This is a genomic window from Cytobacillus oceanisediminis 2691 (assembly GCF_000294775.2).
In the GTDB taxonomy this organism is placed as follows: domain Bacteria; phylum Bacillota; class Bacilli; order Bacillales; family Cytobacillaceae; genus Cytobacillus; species Cytobacillus pseudoceanisediminis.
The window spans coordinates 2,164,999-2,191,128 of the sequence record NZ_CP015506.1 but is presented as its reverse complement, the minus strand read 5'-3'; the positions used below and the strand labels follow the sequence as shown (position 1 = coordinate 2,191,128).

The 26,130-nt window shown below is 39.3% G+C and carries 30 protein-coding genes; 7 read left to right on the top strand and 23 right to left on the bottom strand.

From position 1 onward, the window contains the following. Nucleotides 1-20: 20 nt before the first annotated feature. The 15 genes from A361_RS11255 to A361_RS11185 all read right to left on the bottom strand — a co-directional run bounded on the left by A361_RS11255 (nucleotide 21) and on the right by A361_RS11185 (nucleotide 15,432). A complete protein-coding gene (locus A361_RS11255) occupies nucleotides 21-896 on the bottom strand; it encodes a PTS system mannose/fructose/sorbose family transporter subunit IID (protein ID WP_019382000.1) in 876 nt (291 codons plus the stop codon). Then, nucleotides 886-1,662 (bottom strand): PTS N-acetylgalactosamine transporter subunit IIC, encoded by a 777-nt coding sequence (agaW, locus tag A361_RS11250; protein ID WP_019381999.1) that lies wholly within the window; start codon nucleotides 1,660-1,662, stop codon nucleotides 886-888. The genes A361_RS11255 and agaW overlap by 11 nt, the downstream gene beginning before the upstream one ends. Nucleotides 1,663-1,682: 20 nt before the next feature. Beyond that, nucleotides 1,683-2,156: a PTS N-acetylgalactosamine transporter subunit IIB gene (gene agaV / locus A361_RS11245; protein ID WP_009330493.1), complete on the bottom strand. Its 474-nt coding sequence runs from the start codon at nucleotides 2,154-2,156 to the stop codon at nucleotides 1,683-1,685. A 20-nt stretch (nucleotides 2,157-2,176) separates the two neighbouring features. Beyond that, nucleotides 2,177-3,346 (bottom strand): SIS domain-containing protein, encoded by a 1,170-nt coding sequence (locus tag A361_RS11240; protein ID WP_019381998.1) that lies wholly within the window; start codon nucleotides 3,344-3,346, stop codon nucleotides 2,177-2,179. Between the two features lie 36 nt (nucleotides 3,347-3,382). Next, nucleotides 3,383-4,294 carry an ROK family protein gene (locus A361_RS11235; protein WP_019381997.1) on the bottom strand — a complete coding sequence of 304 codons (912 nt, stop codon included), beginning with the start codon at nucleotides 4,292-4,294 and terminating at the stop codon, nucleotides 3,383-3,385. A gap of 126 nt (nucleotides 4,295-4,420) precedes the next feature. After that, nucleotides 4,421-5,152, bottom strand: a complete 732-nt coding sequence (locus A361_RS11230; RefSeq protein ID WP_009330496.1) for a GntR family transcriptional regulator — start codon at nucleotides 5,150-5,152, stop codon at nucleotides 4,421-4,423. 283 nt (nucleotides 5,153-5,435) lie between these two features. Continuing rightward, entirely contained in the window at nucleotides 5,436-6,269 is an 834-nt protein-coding gene (locus A361_RS11225; RefSeq protein ID WP_019381996.1) for a carbohydrate ABC transporter permease, read from the bottom strand. 14 nt (nucleotides 6,270-6,283) lie between these two features. Next, the gene (locus A361_RS11220) at nucleotides 6,284-7,237 is read right to left on the bottom strand and encodes a carbohydrate ABC transporter permease (protein ID WP_051005556.1); all 954 of its coding nucleotides are present in this window, start codon (nucleotides 7,235-7,237) and stop codon (nucleotides 6,284-6,286) included. 56 nt (nucleotides 7,238-7,293) lie between these two features. Next, the gene (locus A361_RS11215; RefSeq protein ID WP_019381994.1) at nucleotides 7,294-8,544 is read right to left on the bottom strand and encodes an ABC transporter substrate-binding protein; all 1,251 of its coding nucleotides are present in this window, start codon (nucleotides 8,542-8,544) and stop codon (nucleotides 7,294-7,296) included. A 217-nt stretch (nucleotides 8,545-8,761) separates the two neighbouring features. Next, complete coding sequence (locus A361_RS11210) at nucleotides 8,762-10,036, bottom strand: Gfo/Idh/MocA family protein (protein WP_019381993.1); 1,275 nt, start codon at nucleotides 10,034-10,036, stop codon at nucleotides 8,762-8,764. A 93-nt stretch (nucleotides 10,037-10,129) separates the two neighbouring features. Continuing rightward, a complete protein-coding gene (locus A361_RS11205) occupies nucleotides 10,130-11,179 on the bottom strand; it encodes a LacI family DNA-binding transcriptional regulator (RefSeq protein ID WP_009330501.1) in 1,050 nt (349 codons plus the stop codon). Between the two features lie 105 nt (nucleotides 11,180-11,284). Next, nucleotides 11,285-11,617, bottom strand: a complete 333-nt coding sequence (locus tag A361_RS11200; protein ID WP_019381992.1) for a rhodanese-like domain-containing protein — start codon at nucleotides 11,615-11,617, stop codon at nucleotides 11,285-11,287. 140 nt (nucleotides 11,618-11,757) lie between these two features. After that, on the bottom strand, nucleotides 11,758-12,675 hold the full coding sequence (locus A361_RS11195; protein ID WP_019381991.1) for a macrolide 2'-phosphotransferase: 918 nt from the start codon (nucleotides 12,673-12,675) through the stop codon (nucleotides 11,758-11,760). A gap of 43 nt (nucleotides 12,676-12,718) precedes the next feature. Then, nucleotides 12,719-13,315, bottom strand: a complete 597-nt coding sequence (locus tag A361_RS11190; RefSeq protein WP_019381990.1) for a TetR/AcrR family transcriptional regulator — start codon at nucleotides 13,313-13,315, stop codon at nucleotides 12,719-12,721. 449 nt (nucleotides 13,316-13,764) lie between these two features. After that, complete coding sequence (locus A361_RS11185; RefSeq protein WP_009330505.1) at nucleotides 13,765-15,432, bottom strand: M4 family metallopeptidase; 1,668 nt, start codon at nucleotides 15,430-15,432, stop codon at nucleotides 13,765-13,767. A 522-nt stretch (nucleotides 15,433-15,954) separates the two neighbouring features. Between A361_RS11185 and A361_RS11180 the strand changes: the two genes are divergently transcribed. Next, complete coding sequence (locus tag A361_RS11180; RefSeq protein ID WP_019381989.1) at nucleotides 15,955-16,281, top strand: hypothetical protein; 327 nt, start codon at nucleotides 15,955-15,957, stop codon at nucleotides 16,279-16,281. A 54-nt stretch (nucleotides 16,282-16,335) separates the two neighbouring features. Here the strand turns inward: A361_RS11180 and A361_RS11175 are convergent, their stop codons facing one another. Both A361_RS11175 and A361_RS11170 read right to left on the bottom strand, forming a co-directional pair. Next, complete coding sequence (locus A361_RS11175; protein WP_019381988.1) at nucleotides 16,336-16,986, bottom strand: YdeI/OmpD-associated family protein; 651 nt, start codon at nucleotides 16,984-16,986, stop codon at nucleotides 16,336-16,338. A gap of 90 nt (nucleotides 16,987-17,076) precedes the next feature. Beyond that, entirely contained in the window at nucleotides 17,077-17,529 is a 453-nt protein-coding gene (locus tag A361_RS11170) for an SRPBCC family protein (protein ID WP_019381987.1), read from the bottom strand. A 138-nt stretch (nucleotides 17,530-17,667) separates the two neighbouring features. Between A361_RS11170 and A361_RS11165 the strand changes: the two genes are divergently transcribed. Both A361_RS11165 and guaC read left to right on the top strand, forming a co-directional pair. Then, nucleotides 17,668-18,066, top strand: a complete 399-nt coding sequence (locus A361_RS11165) for a polyketide cyclase (RefSeq protein WP_009330509.1) — start codon at nucleotides 17,668-17,670, stop codon at nucleotides 18,064-18,066. Between the two features lie 347 nt (nucleotides 18,067-18,413). Beyond that, the gene (gene guaC / locus A361_RS11160; protein WP_009330510.1) at nucleotides 18,414-19,403 is read left to right on the top strand and encodes a GMP reductase; all 990 of its coding nucleotides are present in this window, start codon (nucleotides 18,414-18,416) and stop codon (nucleotides 19,401-19,403) included. Nucleotides 19,404-19,518: 115 nt separating this feature from the next. On the opposite strand, the gene A361_RS30445 is transcribed toward guaC, so the two are convergent. Further along, nucleotides 19,519-19,695, bottom strand: coding sequence for a hypothetical protein (locus A361_RS30445; protein WP_019381986.1), 177 nt, complete (start codon nucleotides 19,693-19,695; stop codon nucleotides 19,519-19,521). A gap of 143 nt (nucleotides 19,696-19,838) precedes the next feature. Next, a complete protein-coding gene (locus A361_RS11155; RefSeq protein ID WP_009330512.1) occupies nucleotides 19,839-20,288 on the bottom strand; it encodes a GNAT family N-acetyltransferase in 450 nt (149 codons plus the stop codon). A 228-nt stretch (nucleotides 20,289-20,516) separates the two neighbouring features. Between A361_RS11155 and A361_RS11150 the strand changes: the two genes are divergently transcribed. The 3 genes from A361_RS11150 to A361_RS11140 are packed head-to-tail and all read left to right on the top strand — an operon-like array spanning nucleotide 20,517 to nucleotide 21,576. Further along, on the top strand, nucleotides 20,517-20,882 hold the full coding sequence (locus A361_RS11150) for a DUF2089 domain-containing protein (RefSeq protein WP_009330513.1): 366 nt from the start codon (nucleotides 20,517-20,519) through the stop codon (nucleotides 20,880-20,882). A 12-nt stretch (nucleotides 20,883-20,894) separates the two neighbouring features. After that, on the top strand, nucleotides 20,895-21,284 hold the full coding sequence (locus A361_RS11145) for an SHOCT-like domain-containing protein (protein ID WP_019381985.1): 390 nt from the start codon (nucleotides 20,895-20,897) through the stop codon (nucleotides 21,282-21,284). Nucleotides 21,285-21,294: 10 nt separating this feature from the next. Beyond that, nucleotides 21,295-21,576 carry a hypothetical protein gene (locus A361_RS11140; protein ID WP_009330515.1) on the top strand — a complete coding sequence of 94 codons (282 nt, stop codon included), beginning with the start codon at nucleotides 21,295-21,297 and terminating at the stop codon, nucleotides 21,574-21,576. A gap of 127 nt (nucleotides 21,577-21,703) precedes the next feature. Here A361_RS11140 and A361_RS11135 read toward each other — a convergent pair whose 3' ends face one another. Together A361_RS11135 and A361_RS11130 are read right to left on the bottom strand one after the other, a co-directional pair. Then, nucleotides 21,704-22,894, bottom strand: coding sequence for a PLP-dependent aminotransferase family protein (locus A361_RS11135; RefSeq protein ID WP_009330516.1), 1,191 nt, complete (start codon nucleotides 22,892-22,894; stop codon nucleotides 21,704-21,706). 68 nt (nucleotides 22,895-22,962) lie between these two features. Next, a complete protein-coding gene (locus A361_RS11130; RefSeq protein WP_019381984.1) occupies nucleotides 22,963-23,535 on the bottom strand; it encodes a GNAT family N-acetyltransferase in 573 nt (190 codons plus the stop codon). Nucleotides 23,536-23,627: 92 nt separating this feature from the next. On the opposite strand from A361_RS11130, the gene A361_RS11125 reads away from it, so the two are divergent. Continuing rightward, nucleotides 23,628-25,004, top strand: coding sequence for a PLP-dependent aminotransferase family protein (locus A361_RS11125; RefSeq protein WP_019381983.1), 1,377 nt, complete (start codon nucleotides 23,628-23,630; stop codon nucleotides 25,002-25,004). Between the two features lie 34 nt (nucleotides 25,005-25,038). On the opposite strand, the gene A361_RS11120 is transcribed toward A361_RS11125, so the two are convergent. Next, a complete protein-coding gene (locus A361_RS11120) occupies nucleotides 25,039-25,422 on the bottom strand; it encodes a PH domain-containing protein (RefSeq protein ID WP_019381982.1) in 384 nt (127 codons plus the stop codon). Nucleotides 25,423-25,446: 24 nt separating this feature from the next. Then, nucleotides 25,447-26,025, bottom strand: coding sequence for an O-methyltransferase (locus A361_RS11115; protein WP_009330520.1), 579 nt, complete (start codon nucleotides 26,023-26,025; stop codon nucleotides 25,447-25,449). Nucleotides 26,026-26,130: the final 105 nt, after the last annotated feature.

The following is a 26,130-nucleotide window of genomic DNA, read 5'->3' as shown; positions in this document are numbered from 1 at the left end:
TTTTTCCTCCTCACTCCCGTTTAAAGAATGGTGCCGAATGGGAATGGTATCTTACCAATAATGCCAATAACAACTGTAATCAGAATTAAAATAACAGGGGACAAGCCTCTTTTTAGCAAGTAATACATTAATAAGGTATAGCCTAACGGCAGCATGTTTGGCATGATCTTATCCAGCAAATCTTCCTGCAGGGCAATTTCAGCTTTGCCTGCATGAATGACCAGATTTGCCTTTAACTGCACAAATGAGGCAATAAGCCCGCCTACCACTGTCAAGCCAACGATAGAGGCAGCATGAGACACTTTCTTGGTGTTTTCTTTTAATGAGCTGATGGCATTGGTTCCAGCATTATAGCCATATCGCATAAGACCGAAGCGCAGTCCAAAATGGACGACATTGAATATAATAAGGAACACAAGTGCACCTATTGGATTGCCATCTGCTCCGAGCGAAACACCTATACCAACACAAATAGGCAGAAGTGTTAACCAAAACAAGGCATCCCCGATACCACCCAGGGGACCCATCATGGCAACCCGGATAGCACGTATGGTATTCCGGTTTTGTTTTCTCTCCTCCATTGCGAGGACAATTCCCATAATGATGTTTACTAGAAAAGGATGGGTATTAAAGAATTCCATATGGCTTTTCATTGATTCACTAAGGTCATGCTTATTTTTGTGAACCTTCTTTAGTCCTGGAAGAATAGAGTATAGCCAGCCTGCTGCCTGCATTCTTTCATAGTTGAAAGATGCCTGAAGCAATAGTGAGCGCCAGACCATTTTGTTGAGGTCTTTTTTTGTAATTAACTGTTCGGCTGAAGAATCTTCATAAAACTCAGGATTGTTTGCCTGAACAGAAATTTCCGGTTCAATCGCTGCATTTTCAGATGCCACGGCCTCTCGCCCCCCTCATAGCAGCTCCCTGGCCGCCAATTGTTTTATAAAAGTCATACATAGCAATTGCCAGACCGATTAGCGCGACAGCAATAATCGGCATTTGTAAATAAGTAACAAGGATGAATCCAACTATAAAATAGGCAATATACTGTTTCTTAAGCATAATTTTTAAAAGCATGGCAAACCCAATGGCTGCCATCATACCGCCAGCTGTACCGAGACCTGCAATGATCCAGGCAGGAAGTGATTCGACTACACTCTTGGCTGCATCAGCTCCAAAGTAGATTGGAAGGAATGCAACCACAAAATAGAAAACGAATAGTGTTGCTATTCCAAGGTAATTAATCCTGTCGATGCCTTTTGTATTTGCTTCTTCGGCATATTTGTCAGCTTTATGCATGACAGGTGAAAAGGCCGTAAACATTAATGTGATACAAGCCTGGACTGCAACGGCAAATGGAACAGCAACTCCGATTGCAACTTGAGGATCCTGGCCAGTCAAAATTGCAAATGCTGTACCAATTATTCCGCCAATAACTACATTTGGAGGCTGAGCTCCTGCAAGCGGTACCATTCCTGCCCATACTAATTCAATTGCAGCCCCAGTCATCACACCAGTAGGCAAATCGCCTAGAATTAACCCAACGATGACTCCAGTTACAATGGGGCGGTGAATGTGTAACAAACCGTTAAATAAGTCGATGCCGGCAATGCCAGCCCATATAGCAATCAACAATGCCTGAAGCAATATTTCCTGATCCATCCTTCACACCATCCTTTCCCTTAAAGGAATTTATAAATGTCATCCGGCCTTTCATCAGGAACACGGCGCACTTCGAGTTTCACACCATGTTCTTTTAGTTTGCGAAATGCTTCTTTGTCAGCATCATCAACAGAAACGGTGGAGTAAATTTGTGTCTTCCCTTCAGAATAGTGCATATTTCCAATATTCACTTTGTCGATCGGAACACCTCCTTCGACAAGCCTCAGGACATCCTGAGGAGTTTTAGAAACTAAGAAGATATATTGATCTTCTGATGCATCATGAATAATGTCTGCAGTTGTCTGGATCGAGAAAAAACGGACACCGATTGCTTCAGGGACTACCATTTCCATTAAGTCTTGCTGTACTTCATCTTCAGCTACCTCATCATTGGCTACAACAATGAGGTTAGCCCCAAGGTGATTAACCCAGGTAACACCTACCTGACCATGGACAAGCCGGTTATCAATTCGTGTCAATAAAATGTTTGGCACTTTGTATTCCCCCTCTTTTTTTAAAAGTTATATATGTTAACTCCTTTAACAACCCTATTAACTATTCCGGTTGGGCTAGGATTATCAGGTGTCACACCCAGGTGGATGGAGTTAAACAACGCAAATAACTGTCCGATAATTAAGTAATTCAAAGCAATCAAGTGGTCTTCCAGGTGAATATTCTCCTGTTCCGGAATAATAAAAGCGCAGTCACATAATTCATCAATTCCTTCATCAATGGTGTTTGCAATTGCTACCACTGTTTTACTGCCGCCATCATTCTTTAACTCTTGCAATAAATCAATCTCGTATTTTCTGGTATAAGGATCATTGGAAATAAAAACGAAGATCAGGGTTTCGTCATCAACCAGTGACTTCGGGCCATGTCTAAACCCAAGAACCGATTCGTGAAATGTTGGTATCTTCCCGGAAGTAAGCTCCAAATGCTTTAAGCTCGCCTCCTGGGACAAGCCTTTTAAAGTTGACGAACCAAGATACACAACTCTTTTCTTATTGAGGCTGACAATACTTTTTAACGTTTCATATTTCGTGGTTAAAATGCTCTCAGCGTTTTTGGAAACAGCTTCTGCTTTTTTCTTTAACACTTCGAATCGATTTAACTGGAAAGTAAGGAGAGCAGAAAGGTACATACAGCTGAATGAGCTTGTCATCGCAAACCCCTTGTCATTTGCTTTTTTCGGCATTAAAAGGAGCAAAGAATTTTCGTCTTTTCCAGCCTCCTTTGCAAGCTGTCCATCTGGATTGCATGTGATGATTATTTGGCTAACATTGTTGATCAGCTTTTTAGCCAAACTGTAAGTAGCAACTGATTCAGGGCTATTTCCACTTCTGGCAAATGATACTAAAACGGTGGGAACCTCTGGCTTCAAATAATTCAGCGGGTTTGTAACAATATCCGTAGTCGAAATTGAGTCAATTTGATAAGGGAGTTCTTTTCTTAAATGAGGTGTTAAAGTATCCCCAACATATGCCGATGTACCTGCTCCAGTAAAAATAATCCGTGCCTGTTTGGCAATCAGCTTTCGACTGATAAAATCCTTAATGACCGCTTTTTGTTTTTCGATAATACTAACTGTCTGAAGCCAGAGTTCCGGCTGTTGAAGAATTTCTTTTACAGTGTGCTGCGCGCCTTTTAGTTCTTCTTCGTGTAAATTTTTTACTGAACCCATAGGAATTCACTCCATTCTTGATATCTATTAACTTTCTTATAAAGGGCTGTTTCCCATCCTTTTTACCGAAGTTCGATACAGACATCCAAATAATCCGGCATCCGCTTTTAACTTGCTTAAATGCACCCTTTTTTCAATCCCCTCCTGGAGCGGGTTTTGCACTATATTTTTAAGTTCCTGTTTTATAAGATCAAGAAATTCAGGCTGGTTAATAATAACCCCTCCACCAACCACGACCAAATGTGGATCGACTATGGTAAATAGCTGATGTAATCCTCTTGCAATACACCTTGCAGCTCTATGAATCATCTCAGAGGCCTGAAGGTCTTCACGATGATATAGATCCATCACTTCAGCAACGGTGAATCCCGGGTTAAATATTTTATTTGCTTTTACTCCAATGGCCGTTCCTGAAGCAAGATTCTCTAAGCTTATGAGTTCATCCCCATTCTCCAATAGGGTGAGTCCGATCTCTCCAGCAATTCCTGCTCCTCGCAAAAACTTACCTTCAGATAGCAGACATGAGGAAATACCCGTACTAATCGTTACATAGGCAAAAGTCTCCTTTGCCATTTTCCATTCAGTCCATTCACCATAAGCAGCCATATACACATCGTTATCCATCACTATTTCTGCATAAGGAAAAAATATCTTGAGCTTTTCTCTAAGGGGAAAATTCCTCCATGGCAAATTATTTTGATAAACAGCAAGCCCATTAACTGAATCCACTTTTCCTGGAATCCCCAATCCAATGAAGCTGATTTCTTCCGGTTTTAGTTTTTCGGCTTCCATTATTTGAAAAAACAAGGCAAGTATACGTTCAAATAGCGCATTTGCATCAAGTGATATACTGCCAGCCTGTACTCGTTGTTTTAATGTCTTTTCATTATCAGAAACAAAGGCAGCTGCGATCTTTGTACCGCCGATGTCAGCTACTAATGCTGTCATATTTCTACTCCCTTCTGAATGGTTTCAACAATTGCATTACAACCCATCTATAGGAAGATGGGTTGTTGGTACAAGTTAACGGAAAATTTAACTCATAGCCTTGACACTATGAGTCATTAATACTTATTAGGTCAGTTCAGTATAGAAACGGCAGCGGTCACCGCGGACAATAGATCGGCAAAACTCTACAGGCCTACCTTCTTTATCAAATGCTGTCCTTTCTAATAGTAATGCAGGAAGACCTTCCTTGGTTTGAAGAAACTTGCTCTCATCTCCCCGGATTAGAACTGGTTCAAAAGCTTCTTTTGCTCGCGTAACGACAACATTAAATTGCTGATCGAGCAAATCATATAGTGATATCGAACCAACTTCATTTAACTTGGTCATATCAGGTACCGTCTCTTTTGTAAAAAAAGATGATTCCAGAATAAAGGGTTCGTCATTCGCACATCTCAAGCGTTTTAATTCAATGACATTGCTGTCATTTTTCATTTGCAGCCCTTCTTTAATTTTGGCACCAGGCTTGACTTCCCGAATATCTATAATAATGTCTTTAGGATTCATTCCATGTTCTTTAAGGACTTTGCTAAAACTATAAAAACCCATTAATGGCTGCTGAAACTTGGGCTTTGAAACAAAAGTGCCTTTGCCTTGGATTCTATACAGAACCCCATCCTGAACAAGCTCTTCGATCGCTTTTTTTACTGTATTCCTGCTTACCCCATACTCTTCCATTAATTGATTTTCAGAAGGAACTTTGTCTCCAGTATTCCAATTACCATTGTCTACCGAATCCTTTAATATCTCTTTAAGCTGATGGTAAAGCGGGATAATACTATCGTGCTGCAATTGTTTCATTGAATCCATTTCCTCCAGTTCGTGCTTTAGCAATATTAATTATTTGAAAATTTAATTAAATTATACCATTTCAAGTTACCGTGTCAACCCAACAACCCGTTTTATATGGTATCAATTAATGGGCATTTTCGATAATAGTCTGAAATTAGCCCATAATCTATTACCCGCCTCCAATAAACACTCTTCGAAGATGGATTGTTGGGTTAAGTGGATTCAAATAAAACTTATAGAAAACCAAAAGAGGAGTTTTTTGAATCTGAAAAAATATAAAATAATTTTCTTTTTATTTTCCTCCCGCAACAGCAATCCCTTCAATAAACTGCTTCTGCAGGAAGATAAACAAGATTAGCATTGGCAAGATGGCTAAGAATGATCCAGCCATAAGAATTGGGTAATTAGTCAAAAATTGACCCTGAAGTGAGGATAATCCCACTGATAGAGTCATAGACTCAGGAGAACTATTGACAATCATCGGCCACATCAATTCATTCCAGCTCCAGAGTGTTGTAAAGATCCCAAGAGCGATTAAACCCGGCTTTGCAAGCGGGAGCATCACCTTCCAATAAATTTGGAAATGATTACAGCCATCTAGTCTGGCTGCTTCCTCCAATTCTTTTGGCAGTCCCATAAAAAACTGCCTCAATAGAAACGTGCCAAACGCGCTGAATAAACCCGGTACAATGACGGCCTGAAGGGAATTGAGCCAGCCTAATTTCACCATTATCATATATTGCGGCAATAGAAAAACTTGCCCAGGCACCATTAAAACAGTAAGCGCTAACAAAAATAGAATGTTCCTTCCCGGAAATTCAATTCTGGCGAATGCATATGCAGCTAATGAACATAAGAACAATTGGCCGGCTGTTCGAAGAACTGTAATAATTACGGTATTGTACATAAATTTGAAAAAGGGCAGGAGTCCAAATACCTCTTTATAATTTCCCCATTGAAAATCTTCGGGAATCAAAACCGGGGGGACTTGAATCGACTCAGCATATGTCTTTAACGAGGTAAGGATCATCCATAGGAAGGGCAGAACCATTGCTGCAGCCCCAATAATCAGGATGAAATGGAAAAGGAATGTTTTACTTGTAATAAGCTTAATTGCTCTGTCCATCAACACCACTCCCTTTAATCATAATGAACCCACTTTTTCTGAAGAACCATTTGGATGGCTGTAATAATTAAAATGACCGCTAATAAAAGAACGGCAATAGCCGCAGCATATCCTTTATCATTTAATACAAATGCATGCTGATAGAACAAATAGACTATAGACTGTGTACTTTCAAGCGCGGTGCTGCTTTTCCCAATCATCATGAAAATCAAATCGAATACTTGAAAAGCACCAATCAGTGACATAATGGACACAAAGAAAATAACCGGTGAAAGCAGCGGCAGTGTAATTTTAAAAAATACAGTGACAGGGCCTGCCCCATCTATTTCTGCTGCCTCATAATACATCTTTGGAATACCTTGCAGCCCTGAAAGAAAAATGACCATATTGTAGCCAATACCGCTCCAAATCGCTACTGCGATAATCGAATATAAAGCAATACTGGGATCACTTACCCACTGTGGCCCGTCAATTCCGGCCAATGATAATAAATAATTAAACATCCCATAGTCTGCGTTATATAGCCATTTCCAGACCATCGCAATGGCAGCTGGCATAGTGATGACTGGTAAAAAGTATAAAGTACGGTAAATAGATTTACCTTTGAAATTCTGATTTAAAAGAACAGCCACAATAATGGAAAGGAAAATTCCAATCGGCACGGTAAAAATGATATAGATGCTTGTGTTTTTAAATGCTTGCAGGAGAGTTGCATCCTCAAGCAATCTCTTATAATTGTCTAAGCCTGTCCATTCATACTGTCCAAATGCACCCCATTCGGTGAAGCTAAAGTAAAAATTCTGAACAATGGGCCAGAGATAAAAAATAAACAATCCCAGCATTGTAGGTGCAATCATAAGATAAGCCCAAAAATAGTCTGAACGCTTCCTTGTTTTGGCGAGGCTCGAAACCTTTATCCTTTTGGCTGATTTTACTTCTGTCTGAAGAGGTACTTCCTTCAAAGTCATCCCTCCTTATTAGAATGGAAGAGAAGAATAGCAAAATCCTTCTCTTCAATTAGTAATTACTTGGACAATGCCTCATTTGCTTTCTTTGTCAGCTCTTCTGCTGCTTCTTCAATACTTATTTCCTCACTCCACGCCTTTTTAAGTACATCTGTTTCGTACTGCCAGATTTCCCCCGTGTTTTCCACACTTGGCAGAGGCACTGAATATTCTGCTCCATCAATAAATGCTTGAAGGTTTAAATTAGGGACTGATTCTTTCCATGCATCCTGTGTACCATTAAATGCAGGAATAACGGTTCCTGTCTTGGCATAGACTACTGCTGCTTCTTTAGAACCAAGGAATTGAAGAAACTTCCAGGCTTCTTCTTTATGTTTTGTATTCGAAGATATTACATTGGAAAGCCCGTGAATAGAAACGGCACGTTTTTTCCCTTGTGGAACCACCGCTACATCTAAATCGGGATTTTTCTTATATTCAGGAACCATCCAAGGACCATCAAACATCATCGCTATCTTTCCAGAAGAAAATAATTCAGAAGCCGCCGTTTCGGTCATCTGTGCTTGAGTAGGAGAGAGTCCTTCTTTAATAAAGCTGACATTGTATTCTAATGCCTCGATTGCTTCAGGCTGGTCGAACCCAACAGACTTACTATCCTTAGAAATGATATAGCCGTCATTCTGCCAAATGAAATCATAATATCCGCCTTGATTCCCCATCAATGCCGCATAGCCCCAAATTCCCTTTTCTTTGTCAGTCAGCTGTTTTGCTGCTTCCTTCAATTTCTCCCAATCCCATGTTTCATCCGGGTAGGACACTCCAGCTTCATCGAAGATTTTCTTGTTATACCATAGCCCAGTTGTATCGTAATCTTTAGGGATCCCATAAATATCTCCATCTACCGTGTACAGATCAATCAATGATTCCGGATAATTATCTAAGCTATAGTCGTCCTTTTCCGCCATTTCACTTAATGGGAGAATGACCTTCCCTTCTGCATACTGAACAACGTGTGCACCATTCATCCATAAAACATCTGGCAAAGCACCTCCCGTTGCCGCTGTTTCGAGCTTTTGAAAGTATTGGCCATAAGGAGTGATTTCTGTTTTCACTTTAATATCCGGATATTTTTCATTAAATAGCTTAATAATTTCTTCAATCGCAGGAACCTGCTTTTTATCCCAAAAACCATACGTAATCTCAACCTTGCCATCTTTTTCTCCGCCGGATGCTGCATCACTATCACTGCAGCCAGATAAACCAATCAAACCTAATACAACGGTTACCAGCATGATGATCCATTTCTTCATCCCATTTCCCTTCTTTCCTAAAGTTTTTTGTTAACCTAACTCTAAACATAAGGGGTTTATCTCTAGATGAATCAAAATGTTATGGACAATATGACTTTTATAACGTTCACCACCTCCTTGGATAACGTTTTCCAAACACCCATTTTTCTGCATTAAGAACAATCTTAACTGGCCAAATATATTACAACACTGCTTAAAGAGCTGTGCTCACAAACTTTTAAACTTGTATATTGCCAATTAAACCAAGATAATATTCATCTATATTGATAGATTGTCCCTGGTTTAATCGTGACTCTTCCGCCGCGAATGCCATTAGATGACTTCTTACAGATGCGGAAACAGAAGTAACACTGTCATTTTTATTACCGTTCCGGACTTCTTCCAGGAAAAGTCTCATAATTCCGCGGTCTCCACCGCCATGCCCGCCTATTGGCTGACCAAAATGGATCACAGTTTCCTGCCTGGTTAGGAAATCATAAATTGTGATTTTATTTTCTTCCATGTTCCCGCGGATTTCACCTTTGGTTCCCATTATTTGTACGATTCGAGTTTGTTCTCTTGTAAAGCCGCACATGCTAAAGGTTGCAGTTGCCCCGCCATCGAATTCCATATTGACGACCTGATGGTCAACGACATTATTATCTGAACGATATACACACTTTCCATAAGGGGTTTTATTCAAGGCTTCAATTATGCCTTCATTTGTATAGTCTTCTGTGAATTTTTTTGCCCATCCTCTTCCTTCACCGAGATAATACCGTCCTGCATGGAATGGACACTCCAGCTCGGCAGGACATCCATCCAAGCATCGCAATGGGGCTCCTACCGGGGCATTTTCCGCTTTAAAATGCATCAGGGATCCATACGAACTTAATCGTTTACATGGTTTTTCCAGTATATATGAAATGATATCCATGTCATGACAGGACTTCTGGAGGATCATCGGACTTGATTTTTCTTTGTTATTCCAATTGCCTCTTACAAAGCTGTGTGACATATGCATAACTTCAACATTTTCATTTAATTGAAGAGATACAACATCACCGATCTCCCCTCTGGAAATTACCTTCTTAATAGCTTTCCAAAAGTCGGTATACCTGAGCACATGGCAGATGGTCAGCTGCCGGTCATATGTTTTAGCTTGCTGTTCCATTAATATACATTCCACCGGGTCTGGTGACATTGGTTTTTCCAAGAGGACATGATACCCTTGCTCTAAAGCTCTCATGGTAACTTTGAAGTGATTTCTATCCAGGGTGCAGATAATGGCAATATCGGCAATTTGTTTGTCCAGCTGTGAGATCTCTTCCCATGATTCATAGCAATTTTCATTTGGAATCTGATGTTCTTGCTGGATTCTCCCTCTCCTTTCCTTATTTGGTTCTGCAACAGCAATAATCTTTAGTTCATGCGGATAATCGAGCGCATACGGTGCATATGCTCTCGCCCCTCTGTCTCCAGCTCCTATAAGGAGCGCTGTCATTGTCTTCATGTAAATTTCTCCTCTCTATTGAGCCAAATAAATCCGGAAATTTTCCGTTTTTTATCCAAACGTTTTCCAAGCGTTTTTAAAAAAAAGAACCGATTAGGTCCGTTTTTTAGAAGATGATTCACGAATAACTAACTCAAATGGTAAAATAATTTTGATTGGCAGTACTACTTTTTCCTCTACCATTTCCATAATCGTTTTCGCGGCCATTTTCCCCATTTCATATTTTGGGATTTCTACTGTTGAAAGCGGCGGTGATGAATATTTCCCCATTTCAATATTATCCACTCCAAAGAAAGCAATATCTTCGGGTATTCTTAACTTATTTTCTATAACTGCTCTCATTGCGGCCAGTGCCATTAAATCACTTGCACAAACCATAGCTGTCGGCAAATCTCCCGGACTGCTTTTAATGAGCTGATTCATTCCCTCATAACTGTTTTCCATTTTCCATCTGGTATTGATAACCCATTCATCCCGAATAGAAAGGTCTGCTTCTTTCATAGCAGATTGATAACCTTTAAATCGTAATTCTTCATTTAAGTCCTGGAAGGCTTCATTTATTCCACCGCCGATAAACCCAATATCACGATGCCCCAGACTCACTAAATGCTGTACAACTTTTTCCAATGCGGCCACACGATTATAATCTATTATGGCAATATCTTTATCGGAATAGTAGAAGTCAAGTCCCACAACAGGAATCGTTTGCTGTATGTAATCAATTAAGCTCTCATCAATACTGTCTATGAGCAGCAGTCCTTCAATACCCAGATCATGAATGGTCTTAAGAAGAAGTGCTTCATTCTCAATCTCATCCTTCGTAATACTTATCAATGTATAATCATTTTCTGTTAAAGTATCACGAATACCAGTATAGATATTAGAAAAGTATGGGTTGATTTCAGCCTGTGTAGGATTGGCAACCCATCCAATTTTCATTGTCCTGGCATCACTTTTATTTTGTCTGTTGTTAACGAGATTTCTTGCATGCTGATTAGGTGTATACCCCAGCTCTTTAACAGCCTGCCAAATTTTATTTCTCGTTTCCTGGTTAACATTCCGTGTCTGGTCATTCTGAATGACTCTGGAAACAGTAGAAATAGAAACTCCAACATACTCCGCAATATCCTTTAATCTAACCACAAACCACACCTCTAGGCTGTAACTTCCTGCAGTAATCGCCGGAATTTTTTGAATTTAAATAGACTATAGCACCTGGATTTATTTTAAGTCAATAGCTTTTAATAATTATTTGCTTCTAATAAACTCCTTCCAGGCTGTAATCCCACCCACTAAAACAGTAGCATTGAATTCTTTTTCAGAAAGGACGGCTGCACAAAGAGCAGCTGAATTTCCTGTTGTACATGCAACAATTATTTCTTTCCCCTGTGGCAAAGAGTCAGTTTTGGCATCGAAAGTGTGATTTAAGATATGTGTTTTTGGTATATTTAAACTTTCGATGTTAGAACCTTCTAGATGATACGCTTTGTATTTTTCCTCTGCTCTTACATCTAATAAGATGACATTCTCTTGCTTCATTTTTTCATATAATTCTTTTGGAGTAATTTTGTTAAGTGCCAATTTAATCTGCTCCTTCAATTTAACTTTAATTTAATTTTACGACAGATGGAAGGATCTCTCACGATTCAAAGAATTAAGATAGGACGTCCACGCTGCACAATACCATTTACAGTATGGACAGACCCATTTGTTTTTCATTTTTAAGCTTTATTATTCCCACTCACACCTAACACCTGTCTTGCCATCTCCACATATTCCTCCTCCCCGGAAACTATAGCAAACTCTGCTATGGCAACTGGAAATGCTGCTTCCAATTCAATGATGTGCTCTTTCATCTTAGGCCATGTGTATCCCCCTGCTTTCCGATATGCTTTAATGAGGGATTCAAGCCCATCTTCGCCGAATGCTTTATATTGGAATACAAAGTCATTTGATACATCTGAGACCTTTGCTTCAGTCCAATCTATTAAACCTGTTACATTTGCGTTTATATCAATTAAAGTATGGCCTGCATGTACATCACCATGAATAAACCCCGTTTCCATTGGCCACAGCTCATCATCGGTTAACCAGGCCTGCCATCTTCTCCACAGCGATTCACCTGTTCCGAATTTTGCCTTTACTGCATCCATGCGCTCTCTCATTGACTGTCTCAGCTCTTCTGGTGTATGAACCACCAATCCAGCTTCGGCCGCCTGATCCTTTGGAATACTATGAATATCAGCCAATGCCTTTCCTAGGGTTTCATGAAAACTCTTCGGCACATTATTGATATCAATTTCCCAAACATAGTTTTGAATTTCATGGTCGATTGTCCCGGCAGGTATTCCATTTAACTTCTTATATGCAATCAATTCATTCGTATAAATGGACCAGTCTGGTGCCTGGTAATTCGTTATGTTCTTATTCACCAAATCTAATGCTTTTTTCTCATCCTTCGTTCTTGGCATAACATCATCACGTCTGGGAAATCGAAGCACCCACTCATTTTCCTCCAGATCAAATGCAAAAACTACCTGAAAGTCCATCCCTGATTCATTAAATACTAACGTGTCTCCCTTAAGCATTAGACCATGACGTTCTGCAATTTCTATCACTTGCTTTTTCGTTCTACTCATTTTTTCACAACCTAACTTTTAAAAATAATACTGGTATTAAAGATTATCTTGTAAGTTCTTTTGCTGCAGCATTGAAAAGAATTTCCTGAACTGCTGGATAAATCTCCTCACCAAGATCTTTTTTATGAATAACCATTGCTAAACATGCTCGTATTACACCCGCGATTACTTCTACATCTTTATTTATGATTTTGTTAAGTTCCTTATTCTCCTTTATAAATTCCAAAAGGGGAACAATGCTTCTTAAAGTATTCGTTGCTGTATATTCGTGATTTATCTTTCGGGAAACCAGGTTGTATTCTTCCAGATTGGTGATTAATCTCTGTGTTAATACATTTGATTCCAGTGCAGAAGACATTTCATCAAGCAAAACTTTTATGGCTCTGCCTGTATCCTTTTCCTGTTTCACTTTTGGCCATACCTGTCTTTCAACACTTTCCCCTTCTAAAGTTAATAACTCAAGGTAAAGCTTTTCCTTTGATTCAAAAAATACATAAAAGCTGCTTTTTGCTATAGATACAGAAGATGTTATTTCTTCAATGGATGTATTTTTCAGCCCCTTTGCTATAAAAAGCTGATGTGCATTCCGCAGCATATCCTGCCTGATTCTTTCCTTTTCTGCTTCAGAAAATTTCGGCATTTTTTTACACCTCCGGCTTAAAGATTCTCATAAACATAAAAACAATTTGGTTATTTGTTTTTATAATATGCAAACTCAATATAAATGTCAAATAGAATATAGGATTACAAGAACAGGAAGAACTCTACGCAATCCTGCATTGCCCCGCTGTCAAAGCTGTCAGATACAAGCACAAGCAATTCTAAAAATCTATAAGGACAATTTATATTCGAGACAATTAACATTATCCCGGTCATTACTTTAAATGTAGTCTACTGCTTTTCGGACTCCTTCAGAATTGAATTTAACATGGATTCAATTCTGAAGGAGGATATTATCCAGAAAGTTATTAGTTTTATAAAAACACATATATATACTCTCTAACATATATGGAAACTAACGAATGGACCAAAAAAGTAAAAGGAAAGGCATTATTCAATTGAATAATGCCTGACTCCCCAAGTATTTACTTAGTTGATCCCCACTGCATCAAATCCCGCATGAACGGCTGCTTCTTCCACGCTGCCTTCACCATATAGATCAATGGCGGACTGAACGATTGCCTGTCGCGCATCACTAAAATCAGAATTTGAGGTTAAGTAAACCGTTAAAGCACGGTAGTAAATTTTTCCCAATTTCTCCCTTCCAAGTTCTTGACCAATCAAGTATGCAGCATGGTTGGTAATAGAGGAGTTCACATGTACACCGCCATTGTCCACATTAAGCGGCATATTATAAAACTCATCCATATGATCCGGATATACTCCGCTTCCATAGGCTGCTCTTTGAGGGTTACTTACTACAACACTGTTTGGATCACTTAAGCTGCGCAATCTCGTTACACCGTCAGCTTTGGCGCTTGGGGCCATAATGTCCTCACCCATTTCCCAATCTTCATCATCAACAAGTACACCAAAGACATCGGCAAATGATTCATTCAGTGCACCAGATTGATTCCGGTACGCCAGATTAGCAGTATGGGAGATAACACCATGCGTCATTTCATGTGCCGCAACATCAAGTCCCGCTGATAATGGGATAAAGAATTCACCATCTCCATCCCCATAGGTCATAAAACGCCCATTCCAGAATGCATTGTTGTAATTGCTGCCATAATGAACATACGAATTAATAGCCATTCCTTCCCCATCGAGGGAATTGCGGCCATGCTCATTTAGAAAATAATCATAGACCTTTTCAGAATTATAATGGGCATCAACAGCAGCACGATCATAATCGCCAATAAAGGCAGCGGAATTCCCAACATAAAGAGTATCATTACTAGAATTTCCATCATTTTTAGCATCATAGGTAAGAATCCCACCGAGATTTTCATGAGAATAATCTGCCAAGGCAAACTTTGTACCTGAGGCCTCTTCCTTTACTCGGGTAATATGCAGCTCCCTGTGGTCACCATGTACCCCTTTACCAAAACCTTTTTGTGTTTTGTTTTCTTCAGCATGCATTATGCCATTGTATTTATCAATAACATGGCCTGTCTTTGCATCAACAAACACAAACCAGTTCCCAGGCTCTTCCCCCATGAAGTTCACATTTACTTTATAAGCTGTATGATTCTTTCCTTCAAATGGATAGACAACAAGCTCGGAAGTTGGGGTATATGTAAGTTCTTTTGGAGCACTGACAGCGGATAAGGCTTCTTTTATTGCAGCATCATTGCTTAAGGAAACAGACGAGTCCACTGCATCATCGGCAATTGCCTGATTTACTCTTCCATTAACGGATACTACTTCATGTTTCTCATTATAATGGACAGTCACTTCAGCCCCTTCAACAGTCACGCCATTAACTGCCTGTTTGAAGCGGACGTGAGTCATTCCGAGTTCATCCTTTTGAACATTTTTCAATTTCAGGTTTTTATCCGGATTTTTAATTCCTGTTTTATCCTGATTTTTCTTCAAATAATTTAACGCGTTTGAAGGGCTGCTGGAAGAGAATTTTGTTGCAGATCGCTCCTTAACAAACAATGGGACACTTGCATTCTCATTCCACTCCTTTAAAGCTTGTTGATGATGGTCGTTTGCTGAATCTGCCGGCTTGGCAAAAACATTTACAGGGATCGACCCCGCCAGTAGAGCGGACGACAGTAATACGGGTAAAAGCAGCTTTTTTTTCAAACTTTTGACCTCCTATTATTTAGATACTCTAAATTATAGAATAGGAGAGTATAATTTAAATGAATAATACGAATTATTTTTATATTATGAATTTTGTCGATTAAATAGTGAAAATTTACCAAATTGAATCTTAATACAGGATTCAACTCATCAACTAATTTATTGCACAGACTCTTATACCACTAATAGTATATATTTACAAACAGTTTCTCTATTACTCTTCAAAAGCATAAGGTTGGCAGTTTGCAGCAGATATTCAGTCATGAAGCGAAACGTACATATCACCAGTACATACCTAAGTTAACCTGGCTGCATCAAAGAAATGGTGAGGTAACGCAGTGAAAAGCAATATACGACAACATTAAGAAAAGAAAAGGATAAATCCTATTAATGGATTGCTGGATGACAGCACCCTTTTCTAAAAAAGATATGCCTATTAATCTATTAAACAATAGTTGGTATGAAATTTTACCTTATAATAGTATTTAGGGATTTAATTACTTCGAAAGGGGGAAAGATCATATGGGAAACATACATAATACGTTTGGTTTAAACAAATTCAAAACAATGAAAGAAACATCAAAAGCTGTGGAATTTAGAAATATCGTAAACGGTGAAGTCATTTATCTACTTCCAAACAAAGAAATTACGATCGTTTTAAACCCGAAAAAAGTTGAAGGAAATAAGGAACTGGAGGAAAAATCCACAGGTCTTAGTCATAGTACTGCTCTCAGGGAATTCCCTAAAAGGGAACACACAGGAAATGGACCGATTTGCTATGGTTATGCATTTAAATTTTTATCCGTTGAGGAATTAGATGTATTCTTAGATGAGTTAACTAAATTATAGTTTTTTTCAATGTGCCTGCCCCCAAATTACAAAAGTCTGGGGCAGGCACCTTGCTTATTTCTTCTTCTGCCTAAACAAATCCACCGATTTATACCCTTGTGATAAAATCTCCACCATCTGGGCTTCGCGTTTCTCACGTGTTTTCTGCTGCTTAACAGAAAAGACATAACGGGCCCAATCCCTTTGATAGCCAGGGGTTAATTCCAGATAAAATTTCAATTCATCTGGATAATTTTCTAATAGCTTTTCAATGTCTTTCACGTTATCCTCGTAATCAGCTACGCATTGACTCGGGGCGGATGACTTTTTTTCTTTCTTTTTCTCCCGTTTTAATCCAACAACAGTAAAGACATCATCCATACTCACCATCCGTGAGAATTTCACATCGCTATTCCCCACAAATCCATCTTCGCCTACTTTCATGGCTGGAAAAATCTCATCTCTGTGAACGAAGGTATCATACCGCTTGTTCCCTTTTTTGGGGTAAGCGAAAAATAAATATCCTTTATCAAAAAGCTGATCCTCTTGGATAACTGTTTGAGTATGCTTCACCATTTCATCAATCGTTTCAACAAAAATGAAAATGGCATCATGCTCTCCTGATAATTCCGTCTTAAATCCATTAAATATATCATAATCACTTGGCTGATTTAGCACAGCCATATTTTTATATTTGCTCAGCTTTAATTTATCTATGATTGTCATAACTTGCTCCTTTTTAACTTTGGTCTTTAGACCGAACACTTTATCTCAAAACAGTGTTTAATTTTGCGGTTCGACTTTTCTACAAAATCATCACATCTCTAAATAGCTTTTCAAGGAATCCAGATCTTTCGCACAGGCTTTTTTAAAAGCACCAGCTATCATCTTTCCAAACAGCTTTGACAAACCAGTAAGCCCCTTTATCTCACCAACTAAAGTAACTTCTGAAGCATCACCTGCTGAATCGATTATGTAGGTAAATATAAATTCTCCTTTGCCTGTTGTCCCTTTGGTCCCGTCACAGCGAAGGACAATTTTGCAGGGCTCATCAAGATCAATAACTTCAAAATGTTCAGTAGCCTCGTTTCCAAACATTTTCCTTGTCTCTTTCCACTGACTCCCCACCTTCAATGGCCCGCTTTCGAACCGCTCTATTCCAACTAGGCCTTGCATCCAGTCCTTGGCCGAATCAAGATCAATTAAACCGTAGTAGGCCTTTTGTGCAGATACCTGAATGGTTCTTTTCACTTCAAAACGGATACTCAAGCAAACTGCCCCCTCTCAATAACTAATAAGAATCTCCATTTCACACTAATATTTTATTATATAATTGTCATTACTTTTAGTATATTTTATACTTCTATTAAATTAAGTAATTTCTGTGATATGAAAGGATGAATGAAAATGAGTGCGGAGCAGCAATCGACTTCAAGCCTATCACTGAAAGAAAAAGCAGTATCTTTCCTGCAGCTCGTGGCATCAGGCCAAGTCCGCGAAGCCTACCAGTGTTACATCAGCCCTGGTTTTACTCACCATAATCCCTATTTCAAAGGCGATGCAGATACACTCATGCTCGCGATGGAAGAGAATGCAGAGAAAAACCCTGACAAAATACTTGAAGTCAGACTCGCAATCCAGGAGAATGAAACCGTCGTGGTTCATTCCCATGTGAAGCAGAATCCAGAGGATCGCGGAGGAGCCGTCGTACATATCTTCCGGTTTCAAGGTGGCCAAGTGGCTGAGCTTTGGGATGTTGGGCAGCCTGTGCCTGAGGACTCACCTAATGAGAATGGCATGTTTTAATCTATTTTTATGAACTACCAGAAAATAGGTGCCCATCCAAGAATCCAATAATTTATGAGCCGGACAATGCTCTTATAACCTTTTGCTTACCCCAGCTGAAAATTTTAGCACATTATCACTTTTACGCGTTTTCACTTTAATTAGTTGAAATTACATTCTGAATTGTATAAAATTAAATTGGTCGAACCCTCACAATTCGACCCCCTATTATCCATTGGGCTTAGGAATTTTCTAAGCTCTTTTTTAATGATGCTTCCATAGGTGCTTGTATAAGATCAATTGAAACTGAAAAACCTATCCTTGCAATGGATGTGCGTATCAGCTTTGTTTTCAATAGGAGGATTACTATGGAAAATGTATTCGATTATGAAGATATTCAATTAATTCCCGCAAAAAGTATCGTCAATAGCCGATCTGAATGTGATACAACGGCATTCCTGGGGGGACGTGCGTTTAAGCTTCCGGTGGTGCCTGCTAATATGCAGACGATTGTAGATGAGAAAATTGCCATATACTTAGCAGAGAACGGGTATTTCTATATCATGCATCGTTTCGAACCGGAGAAGCGAATTTCTTTTATAAAAGACATGAAGGCGAGAGGGCTATACTCTTCGATCAGTGTAGGGGTCAAAGAAGGCGAATATGCATTTATACAGCAGATTGCTGATGAAAAGCTTTCACCCGAATACATTACCATTGATATAGCTCATGGCCATTCCAATGCTGTCATCCAAATGATCCAGCATATTAAGAAATACCTTCCTCAAAGCTTTGTGATTGCCGGCAACGTCGGCACCCCCGAAGCCGTCAGAGAATTAGAGAATGCTGGAGCTGATGCTACAAAAGTTGGCATAGGACCTGGCAAGGTGTGCATCACAAAGATTAAAACTGGATTTGGGACGGGCGGCTGGCAGTTAGCTGCACTTCGCTGGTGTGCAAAGGCAGCAAGCAAGCCGATTATAGCTGATGGAGGTCTTCGCACCCATGGTGACATCGCTAAATCGATTCGATTTGGTGCAACAATGGTGATGATTGGTTCCTTATTTGCAGGACATGAGGAATCTCCTGGAAAAACCATCGAGAATGAGAAAGACGGAAAGCTCTATAAAGAATACTTTGGCTCAGCCTCTGAATTTCAAAAAGGCGAAAAGAGAAATGTTGAAGGCAAAAGAATTTTAGTAGAGCACAAAGGATTTTTAGCAGATACCCTGAAAGAAATGGAGCAGGATCTTCAGTCCTCCATTTCTTATGCAGGCGGCAACAGGCTGGATGCCATCCGCCATGTCGATTACGTTATTGTTAAAAATTCGATTTTTAATGGTGACAGGGTTTTTTAACCCCTAATTTATAAAACCACAGAAGATGCCTTCCTTTTCCCATAAGGAAGGCATCTTCTGTGGTCTCAGCATTCTCTTTTAAATTGAACAAACACATATTATGTACACTTTGAGGTTAAGATCCTATAGACTGCTCTACTGCATTTTCCCAGCTCGGAAAATAATACAATGCATTTTTCATTAACTCTGGGTTTGATTTTTTTACTTGCTTCTTTCGGGGCGGCTGCCCTTCTTTTTCCAACAGTTCAGAGATCCCGGTCAATACTTCTTCAACACTCATGCTTGTTTCCACATCATTCCTCCTTTTTGAATTCAACTATATAATCTCCATATGACGAAAAATTATTCAGTATTCCTTCAAAATGATTCTTCCGTATTTAGCTAGTATTCTATCTTGTACAAAAATCGCGACTAAATAAGTAATAAGGTTCCGGATTAAAAGATTAGTTTCATCCCTTCGTGACTCGCCATAAACCCCAGCTTATGATAAAAACGATGTGCATCATCACGCTCCTTATCAGTCGTCAATTGAACAAGACCACACTCCTCAGACTTTGCTATGGCAATCGCTTCTTTAAACAAGGCTTCCCCCACCCCTTTACCACGGCAGTGCTGATCAACACGCACCCCTTCAATTTGTGCTCGTTTCATCCCTTGACGTGCCAGCCCAGGAATGATTGTTAATTGAAGGCAGCCAATCACAGCCTGACCGTCTATCGCCAAAATAATCTGATTTCCCGCCTGTGCTTCTATTGCCTTAAATGCTTTATAATAACAATCCGGCAGCGGGTCTTCATACCTCTCACGCTTTGCTCCTAATTCATCATCGGCAAGCAAGCGGACAATAGCTTGTAAATCTTTTTCATCTGCATTTCGAAAATGCATTGAAAATCACTCCTTCAGCTAGAAAATATTTAAATGCATCACTGATTACTTTCTATGAATATTTTATTTTCCCTTTATTAGGATATTTTCACAAAACCTCTGCATTTCACCTAAAAAATCAATAAATTTAAATTTTTAATTAAAATTATTAATTTTTTTCATTTTAATTATTTATTTATTTGATTCATTATTATATAATCAATTCAAATAAAAGGAAGGAATTTCATTATGGCTTATAAATTAATCACAGATTGTCCTGTTTGCAGTAAAACATTGAAAATTACAAAGCTGCAGTGCTCTCATTGTCACACAACGATTGAAAATGAGTTTGAATTATCTAAACTGGCATCATTATCAAAGGATCAGCTTCATTTTGTGGAAGTATTTTTAACATGCAGAGGAAATATCAAAGAAGTTGAAAAGGAACTGGGGATATCCTATCCAACGGTTCGAGGCAAGCTAACAGACATCATATCATCCCTAGGATATGTACAGAAGAAGAAGAATGAAGCAGATGAGAAAAAAGTTGTCACCATGTTGGAAAATGGCGAAATCACACCAGAAGAAGCCATTAAGCTATTAAAAGAGGAATAGGGAGGATTTATCATGAAAGAAGAAATTACGAGAGTGTTAACAATGGTTCAAGAAGGGAAGATTGATGCAGATAAGGGATCAGAACTGATCCAAATATTAAAAGATAAAGAAGAAACAGGTAATAAGCCAGCATTAAAAACAACTAAATATTTAGATAAAACTTTAAAAATCCGTGTTGTATCCGCCGAAAATGATAACGTCACGGTCAATTTGCCAATAAAACTTGTTAAGGCAGTATTAATGGCTGGACACAGCATCGCAGCGAGTATCCCTCAGTCAGAAAAATACGTTAAAGATATAGACATAAGCCTTATTATCGAAGCAATCGAAAATGAATTAGACGGCCAAATCGTTGATATTAAATCGGCAAACGGAGATACCGTTTCGGTCATCATTGATTAGTGAGTTGATTATGCTGCATGTAAAAGTGAAAGCAAAAGATGTTCGGTTAACCATCCCAATTCCATATGCAATTTTAAACATTGCTATTTCCATTTTTTGTTCAAAATTGTTTCATCAAAATGTAAACAAATGGACAAAAGTGCACTTCGAAAGAAAAAGACTGGACTTTACATTTCCATTAATAGATAAAGAAGCGCTAAAGCCTATTGTCAAGGAACTGAAAAATCAAAAGGGGCTCGTGATAGTAGATGTCAAAGCTAAGGACGGTTCTGAGGTTCGGGTAAGACTATAATTTATTTACATCTATCACTGACTGGATTTAAAGAAAAAGCCTAATTTCTGGCTTACAATACCAAGATAATTAGGCTTTGTTTCCTTTATTCCTCTTCATTTTTAAAAGTTCCATAGAAATATTTTCATTAAAGATAGGCCTCTGCGGCTTTTCCCAGCCTGCGAATCCCCTCAGTTATTTCCTTCTCATCCGCATAACTGAAGGAAAGGCGCAGAAATTCCGTTCCGTCTGCCTGATCTTTGAAAAAGTACTTGCCAGGAATAAAAGATACCCCCTTTGCCAGGGCATGTGTCAGCAGTTCCGATGTATCGGCACCGGGAATTTTCATCCACACGAAGTACCCCCCTTCGGGCACATACCAGGAAGCTGATTCAGGAAAGTACTGTTCCAGTGCGGAGGTCAGAACATTGCATTTGGACCGGTATGTATCTCTCATGGTTACTAGTTTATTATTTAAATCTGTGTTTGCTAAATAAACAGCCATGGCAGCTTGAGCAAACGGATGGTTCAGATCTTTTTTAAACCAGGCGCATGCATGGATTATTTCACTTGCTCCCGCTATCCATCCTATACGCATGCCCGGGGCCACTATCTTGGATAAGGAACCAACATGCAGAACTTGAGAGTTTTGATCCATTGCTTTTAAAGTGGGGAAACTTTTATTAAATGATAATTCCCCATAAGCATCATCCTCAACTATTAGGAAATTATATGTTTTGGCAAGCTCCAATACATGCTGCCGGCGCTCTCCTGTCATCGTAGTGCCTGTAGGATTTTGAAAGGTTGGGATTGTATAAAGAAAACGCGGCAGAGTGAGCCCTTTTTGCTTCCTATCCTCTAGAATCTCTTCCAATACACCTGTTTGAAGTCCGTGCTTGTCTACAGGAATACTAATTATATGTTTGGTGTAATTTTGGAAAATTTCTAAAGCCTCCATATAAGTAGGTGATTCTATTGCCACGATTGACTCCTCATCCAGGAGAATGCGGGCAATCAAATCGATCGCCTGACAGGCACCTGAAGTGATCAAAAGCTCTTTTTCCGTAACAGATACCCCCCGCTCTTTCAACCTCTTTAAAACCTGTTCCTTGAGTTTTATTATTTTGGGACTTCCTATATAATGGAGCGGCAAATCATGTTCTTCCTCTAATAAACTGTTAACAGCTGCCTTTACCTCTTCATCAGGTATAAGGGCAGGAGCTGGATAGCCGCAATGCAGGCGTATACACTTATCTGGAATCTCCGGAATCCACTCCCCAGGGGGAGTATTCTGAAGCGCCCCTTTGATATTATCAGGAAAAAAAGAACCAGCACTCATTGTATCCACACCCTTCCAGCAGTTTTATTATTCATTATAAACTTCTTGCCTGAGATGCTCCACAAAAACTATATAAGCAAGTGCTCCTGGAAAAGTTTTTTTACTTTTGCCCAATCTTCCTTTATGACACTATACAGGACAGTATGACGAATAGTCCCTTCTTTTCTTATCATATGATTTCGAAGAATGCCTTCTTTTACCGCACCGATTCGTTCTATCGCTTTCTGTGATCGGATGTTTTCATGTCCGGTTTTGATTTGGACGCGATTAAGTGACAGTTCTTCAAAACAGTATTTCAATAACAAATATTTACAGTTTGTATTGAAATTCGTGCGCCAATAAATAGGGTTCATCCAAGTGGAGCCGATTTCTAGATGTTTATGCTGGGCTGAAATATCGAGAAACCAAGTAGCGCCAATGATCTTCCCTGTATTTTTATGGATAATGACAAAAGCAAAATCGGTGCCTTGCTCCCGTCTTTGTATGGCATCTTTGACATAATGAATGACCCGGCCTTTCTCAGTTAAATCAACAGACATATGGTCCCATATTCGTTTATCCTGAGCTGCTTCACAAATTCCTTTAACATGATCAAGTTCCATAGGAATTAACTGCACAACATTGTTTTCTAATTTTCGCATGCTATCACTCTCCTTGAATCAATTAAAACCGATTTCTGGTATGATAAAAATAACCAAAAATGAATTTTAATATAATACCAGGGAATGATTTGATGGAGCTTCAAATTCTGCTTTCGGAAAATGGAATAAAGTATAAAGAAATCTATGAACAAATTCGGCTGGCGATTTTAGATAAAAAATTGTCAGCTCATGAAAGACTTCCTGCAAAGCGGAGGCTGGCTGAACAATTAAACGTAAGCATCATAACTGTTCAGATGGCTTACGAACAATTGCAGAGTGAAGGGTACTGTTATTCAGCAGAACGCAAAGGCTATTTTGTTTCTGAAATTCAGGATGAAATGCATTATAGTCAGATTAATACAATGGGCCTGGAGAAAAGAGATCAGCAAGAGTTTCTCATTAATTTTAAAAATGGGCAGATTGATGCCTCTGCATTTCCTTACAAACAATGGAATAGACTTTATCGAAAAGAGCTTAAGGAATCCAATGCCAGCAATGGCCCGTGGCAGGGTGAATATTCTTTGCGTGTTCAAATTGCACAATACCTTCAGCAAGCTAGAGGGCTAGCCTGTCAGCCGGAACAAGTGTATCTATTCAGCGGATTTCAGCCGCAGCTGTTAAATGTCTGTTTGTTTTTTAAGCGGAAAGCCATCGGGATTGAAGATCCAGGTTTTATTCGGGCAAGATCTGTTTTTGATCAATTACAGCTGCCTTGTTATCCGATTTCTGTGGATGAGGATGGATGCTGTGTGCCTGATGCTGAAGAGCCAATAAAATTATTGTATACGACACCTGCTCATCAATACCCTACCGGTACAATTATGTCTATTGCTAGAAGGATTGAGCTGTTAAATTGGGCAATCAAACAGGACGCTTATATTATCGAGGATGACTATGATTCTGAATTCCGCTACAAAGGGGCACCAATCCCGGCATTGTCCCATTTGGATTCAACCGGGCGGGTACTGTACTTTGGCACCTTTTCAAAAACATTGCTGCCATCACTTCGGATCAGCTATCTGATTATGCCAGTATCTCTGCAGCAAGACTTTGAAAAATTTAATGCTTACCAAAAGACGAATGTTTCAAGAATCGATCAGCAGGCTGCTGCAAAATTTATGGAAGAAGGACTTTATATATCTCATATAGCAAAAATGAGAACGTTATATCGATCCAAGCGGAGCTGTTTAATAGAAAGCCTGTCAAAACACTTAGGAGACCACTTTGACATAATTGGAGATACAGCGGGCTTGCATATCATCGTGAAATTACCCGAAGGATTGAATGAAGCGAAAGCAATTGAACTGGCAAAGTCGGCAGGTGTTGAAATCGATGCTGTTTCGCCTATGTATCAGCTGCACAAGCCAAACCATCATGTGATGATTGGATATGGCGCACCCTCGATGGACGAGATTGAGAGAGGAGTCCAGTTAATCGCTAAATCATGGAAAAGTTGTCTGAGCAACTAAGCTAAGCTATAAATTCCACAATTTAAAAGGGCGTTTATCCTACGGGATAACGCTCTTTTGCCGAAGCAGCAAACATACACATCTTTTCCTTAACCGCTGCCATAAAATCAAACATATTCATCCCCTGGATTTGCTGAAATTTATACAAGTCCTGGTTATAGTACATATGAATATGCCTGCCGGTGATTCCCCTTTTTTCTTCAATGGAAGTTATATTGATATACGCAAATTCTTCAACTAAATCCTTGGTTGTTCCTGATGCAGGAATTCCATAAAACAGCAGTCTTTTGTTTGTTGCCGCAAAGAAGCCTGGATGCGGTGCTAAACAGAAATGAGCCACTAATGAACAGCTTAGACATTCAATAATGGTTTCACCTTCATACAATACATGTTTAACCTGATTTTTAACGCTACTCATGGAACGTCCCCCCTTAATAAACTATCAAACCGCTGTCTTCACTGCCAGTATCAGCCCAGTAGACCAATCCAATTCTGTAATGTCCAGGTCAGGTCTGTCCTGCAGTGTTTTCAGGAGTTTAGTGGCTTTGATCCGAAATTCTTCAGGCAATTTCTGCTGCGGAAACACATCATGAATCACATAAAAACCGCCGATATTTAAATGATCCAGGGTTTTGTCCAGAAGCTCGAATTTCCCTGGCCACGTATCTGCAAAAATAAAATCGAACCTTTCCGACAGGTTTTGAATAAAAGCTGCTCCGTCCTCACAGCAAAATGTAATTCTGCTGTCATACCCGAGGTTTTTTTTCGCGATGGATTGAACTGTCGAATCAATGTCAACGGTTGTTAGCTTACTGCTTTCATCCATCCCATCTATGATCCAGGAAGCAGATGCCCCCGTACCTGTGCCCAGCTCCAAAAAGCTTCCTCCTGGTTTGGAGGCAGCCAGCCCCTTTAGTAAAAACCCTGTTTTTCGATCACATGATTGCCCGAAACCCAGCACATCAGAATCCTGTAATATTCTCGAATATGCTTCCGGTACCTGTATAACACTGTTTTCCATTTTGTTTTTCCTCCTCTTTCTTCGTTATTATCTAAACCGAGATCAACCTAAAAAGAACATCAAAAAAAGGCCTCTTTATAAGAGGCCTTTATTATCAAAAACGAC